The sequence below is a fragment of the Piscinibacter sp. genome (assembly GCF_050175855.1).
Lineage (GTDB): Bacteria > Pseudomonadota > Gammaproteobacteria > Burkholderiales > Burkholderiaceae_C > Piscinibacter.
Map to the genome: position 1 here is coordinate 1 of NZ_JBFXIO010000573.1, position 2,500 is coordinate 2,500.

Below are 2,500 nucleotides of genomic sequence, written 5' to 3' on the forward strand. Positions count from 1 at the left end.
GGCGCGGCGCTGAGCTGCAGCAGCGCGCCGAGCCAGAAGAACGGCAGCGGCCGGTCGCCCAGCGAGTAGACGCCGCTGGCGTAGGCCTTCTCGATCTCCTCGGGCGTCGCCCGGCGCACGATCTCGATCAGCGTCGACGGCACCGCCACGGTGGCGTCGCCGCAGCGCAGCATCACCACCTGCGTCACCGCGGTGGTCAGCGGCAGCACCAGCTTGAACGAGGTGCCCTGCCCCGGCGCGGTGGCGGTCTCGATGCGGCCGCCCATCGCGTTGACTTCGGAGCGCACCACGTCCATGCCGACACCGCGGCCGGCCAGCTCGGTCACCGTCTCGGCGGTGCTGAAGCCCGGCGTGAAGATCAGGTTGGCCAGCTCCGCATCGCCGAGTTCCTGGTCGGCACCGATGAGTCCCATGGCCACGCCCTTGGCGCGGATGCGCGCGAGGTCGAGGCCACGGCCGTCGTCGCGGAACTCGATGCCGACTTCGTTGCCTTCCTGCGTCACCGAGACCAGCACCGTGCCGGCCGGGTCCTTGTGGGCCGCGGCACGCGCCTCGGGCGACTCGATGCCGTGCGTCACGCAGTTGCGAAGCAGGTGCTCGAAGGCGGCGATCATGCGGTCGAGCACGCCGCGGTCGATTTCGATCGAGCCGCCGACGATGTCCAGTCGAACCTGCTTGCCGGTTTCCTTGGCCGCCTGGCGCACCACGCGATAGAGGCGGTCGGACTGGCCCTCGAACTCCACCATGCGCGTGCGCAGCAGGTCGTCCTGCAGGTCGCGGGTGAGCCGTGCCTGCGTGGCCAGTTCGTCTTCGGTGCTGTCCAGCGAGCGCTGCAGCGTGCGCTGCACCGTGGCCACGTCGTTGACCGACTCGGCCATCATGCGGGTGATTTCCTGGAAACGCGTGAAGCGGTCGAACTCCAGCGGGTCGAACGACTGCGAGGCGGCCTTGGCCGCTTCGAGCCGCGAGCTCATCTGCGTCTCGGCCTGCAGCTCGATGTCACGCAACTGCTGGCGCAGGCGCTCGAGGTTCTCGGTGAGGTCGCCCAGCGAGTTCCTGATCTGCCCCACCTCCGACTCGATGCGCGAGCGCGTGATCGACACCTCGCCGGCCTGGTTGACCAGGCGGTCGAGCAGCGGCGCGCGCACGCGCACGGCGGTCTGGGCGGCCGACTGGGTCTTCTCGACGACGACGCGGGCATTGACGCCACCCAGCGCGAAGCGCGACCAGTCGAACGGCGCCAGGTCGGCGGCTGCAGCCACCGCGGCGGGCGGCACCTCGGCCACGGGCGCGGCGGGCTCGATCGTCGGTGCGTCGAGTTCGGCGAGCTCGGCAACCTCGACTGCAGGCGGCGGCGCCACCGGCGGCATCTCGGCCACGCTGACCGCCGGCTCGGCCGGCGCCGGCTCGGCGGCCGCCAGTGCGGCACCGGCCTCGGCATAGGCCTGGGCGTCGCGCGAGCGCAGCAGCTCGAAGACCTGCATCAGGCCGTCGGCGCGAGACTGCAGCTGCTCGACGTCGGCGGCGGCCACCGGCGGATCGGCCAGCAACTGCTCGATGCGCGTTTCCAGGCGGTGGGCCATTTCGCCCAGCCGCATCGCGCCGGCCAGTCGTGCGCCGCCCTTGAGCGTGTGCAGCGTGCGCATGCAGGCCGCGGCGTGGCTGCTCTCGCCCGGGCGGCGAGCCCAGTCGCGCAACTGCGCGGCCAGCTGGGGCAGCAGGTCCTGGCCCTCTTCCTCGAAGATCGGGAACAGCTCGGCATCGACCGCATCGACGGCATCGATGTCCTCGGTGCCCTCGATCGCCACTTCGCGTTCGACCGGTGTCGCATGCTTCGCGGCCGCCGTGGGCAGTTCGGCCAGCGGCTTGAGCTCCGCCACGCCCAGCGCATCGACGCGGGGATCCAGCGTACCGAACCCGGTCGTGCCCATGCCGCTGGACTCGAAGCCCATCGGGCGGCTGGTGGGCGGCGCGACGCTCGGCGGCTCAGCCGGCGCTTGCGCCAACTCGATGCGATCGATCACCGGCGCTTCGTCGAGCGCGCCCATGCCCGTGACCGGCGGCAGGTCGGCGGCGGCCGTGGCTGCCTCGAGGCGGCGCGCCGACTCGAGCTCGTGCTCGGCCAGGCGGGCCAGCAGCTCGGGGGCGGGCTCCTTGAGGAAGCCGGCAGCGAACTGGTGCAGCAGGCGGCGAATCTCTTCGGCGGTGTCGACGAAGAGCTTTGCCTCTTCAGCGGTGCCGTAGCCGATCGCCTGCGAGCGGGTCTGCGCGTGCTCCAGCGCACGGGCCAGCTGCGAAAGATCCTGGAAGCCGACGGTGGCCGAGCTGCCGGCCAGCGAGTGGGCCAGCGCGATCGGCGTTTCGCCGATCGGGCGATGCAGTTCCATCGCCCATTCCGCCACCTCGGTGGTCAGGCGGCGCGAGAGCTCGTCGGCCTCGTTGAGGTAGATGTTGAACAGCGGGATGCCGATGCGCAGCGGGCCGACGACCTTGACGTTCT

General features: G+C 71.4%; 1 protein-coding gene. It reads right to left on the reverse strand.

Going from position 1 to position 2,500, the window contains the following annotated elements:
* Nucleotides 1-2,500: Hpt domain-containing protein (locus AB7U92_RS25880; protein WP_428583533.1), on the reverse strand; the 2,500-nt coding region annotated here is incomplete at both ends.